This is a genomic window from Terriglobia bacterium (genome assembly GCA_036496425.1).
Lineage (GTDB): Bacteria > Acidobacteriota > Terriglobia > 20CM-2-55-15 > 20CM-2-55-15 > 20CM-2-55-15.
This window is the reverse complement of sequence record DASXLG010000140.1, coordinates 1-2,192: the sequence shown is the minus strand read 5'-3', so window position 1 is coordinate 2,192 and position 2,192 is coordinate 1. Positions and strand designations below refer to the sequence as shown.

The 2,192-nt window shown below is 60.4% G+C and carries 3 protein-coding genes; all 3 read right to left on the bottom strand.

The window, feature by feature from the left end; all coding sequences use genetic code 11:
* Positions 1–154: 154 nt before the first annotated feature.
* Positions 155–1,489, bottom strand: coding sequence for a hypothetical protein (locus VGK48_10035; GenBank protein ID HEY2381503.1), 1,335 nt, complete (start codon positions 1,487–1,489; stop codon positions 155–157).
* 26 nt (positions 1,490–1,515) lie between these two features.
* Positions 1,516–1,788: a hypothetical protein gene (locus tag VGK48_10030; protein HEY2381502.1), complete on the bottom strand. Its 273-nt coding sequence runs from the start codon at positions 1,786–1,788 to the stop codon at positions 1,516–1,518.
* A 130-nt stretch (positions 1,789–1,918) separates the two neighbouring features.
* On the bottom strand, positions 1,919–2,192 hold a 274-nt coding region (locus VGK48_10025), incomplete at its 5' end, for a hypothetical protein (protein ID HEY2381501.1).

The following is a 2,192-nucleotide window of genomic DNA, read 5'->3' as shown; positions in this document are numbered from 1 at the left end:
GCCGGGTTGGGGTACATATTTCTGATGTGGCCGAATCGCCGCGCGCCGCGCACGCAGTAGCGGATTTGAATGCAGCCGCCGACATGACGGCAGGTCACCACCCGGCAGGTGGGACCTAAGGTGATGAAAAGTCGGGCTTCGCCGGGCCATGTTTTCATCTGAATTCTGTTGCGCATGAGCGAGCCTTGCAACGCCGCGAGGCGAGCGTGTCCCCGAGATGTACATCACTCCATTTTTCGACCAGCTTGTTGGTGACGGCCTGGGCGGCTTCGGCCATCCGGTCCAAGGCGTTTCCCAGACAGGCGCCGATGCCAAGAACGAATCGAGTGAATCCTTCTTGCGACTGCTGACGCTCCAGAGTTTTGAGCTTTCCTTGTGTGGATTCCAGCACTTCACTGCTCCCAGGCAGGCGCTCGAACGGTTGAACTCGATTCGAATAGCCTGATACGAACGCGTGCAGTTCCTCCGCCAATAATTGCGTACTGGAATAGGACGCCGCCGGCATCCGCGACTTGAGCAGCGCCGGAGTCTCACGCGAATGGCCCTGTTGGCGGACCGTCTCCAGCATGGCCTCGATTTGCTCCAGCCATTCCAGCCATTCCGGAAGTTTTTCCTCAAATTCATCGAGCCAGGACAGCTTTTCTTCCATGCGTGCGGCCGTGATATCCAGTGGCGGCCGGCCAGCACGGCTCTCTCGCAGCAAGCCCCAAGCCCAGACCGCCCAACTCAGAACCGGATCCAGATTCATATAGCGGCTCTTCATCCGCAGCCGTGGCGGCATCACGCACGCCAGTTCCGTTTGCACGACCTGGACCCGCGTTTGTCCGCACAGGCTCTGAAATTTCTTCCAGTGTTCGTCTTTTTCCAACCGGGCCTTCAGCAGGCAGGCCCCTTTATGGGCCGCGTCATAAATCTCCAGCGTCTCTGGGTGTCGTTCGCAGAAGCGTTTCACTCCGCCGTGCAGATCGGCCCCGAGGTCATTGACGATCACATCCGGCAATCCCGTCCGGGCGATCAACGTCTCCAATGCCTCGTCGACAGCCTTCGCGTTGGACGGACTCATCGGAATCAGCCCGATCAACTGCATGTCCTGCATCTGCAGCGGATCCCAAGGGCCGGTCTTGGGCAACATCTCTAGCCTGACTCCCAGAACCAGGAGCACTTTCAGGGTGCCAATCTGGACGGCATGATCGGCGACCCATCCCCACCTCACCCCTGGCCCCGCTTTCGGTAAGGGACGACGCAGTTCCCAAAGCCCCAGACGGAGGATCCACGTCCGTCCCGTCGTCCAATCGGGGATGGGCAACCGCAGACCGAATGTTTCATTGAGCACCAGCAGAATCCGCTCCACCCCGCGGAGGGAAACGCCCGCCTCGATCACCAGGCACGCCCAGAACGTCATTAATCCCGCCGGGTATTGGCCTCCTTTCGGCTCCTCGTCCTTCCACAGCAACTCCCCTTCGACGACCCGTGCCGCGTGGGGAGACACGGCGATTTCCTGAACATCCGGTTCATCTACTTTTTTTTAACGGCCGTCAATTGCTCTCGCAGTTGCGCCGCTTCCTTCTCCAGTTCACCTACGCGCGCTCGGGCCTCACCGGCATCGCTTCTCCATTTCGCTCGGCTGGCTCGAACGTCCCGTAACTCGATCTCTCGCGCCTTGATCGTCTTTCGCAAGTCGCCCGCGGTTTCCTTCCAGCGAAGCCGGCTTTTCAACAGCGCATACAGCCGGGCCCCGAGTCGCGGCTTCGTCGGCTCATCAACGATCAATGTCCTGTCGTCGTCCATGACAATTCTCCATTCCCTTGGATCCTTAGGAAACATCCCTGTACCGACGAGCCAGCGCAACGAAAAACGCCAATTCGGTCAACCCCATTTCCGCGTTGCAAGCCCGACTTTCCGCCCCTCTAGGTGGGACCTACCGCCTGGCGCTTTCCGCTCCGCACTGCACCGGCGGAAGGCGATCGGATTCGTGTTCCAGCGATTCGAGATCGAACGCGGCATCAAGGGCCGTTTCGAGTGCCACGCGCCGCGCCTCCTCGACGAGGTCCTGGCTGCTCACCGATTTTCCGATCGCGATGCCGAACGCCGCGGCGCTCTCGTCGATGTCGCTGCGGCATCCGATCGCCAGGTCGATGAAGTCGTCCAGCGTGTATCCGCACTCGTCTTCGAGAAATCTGCGTGCCGCCGCG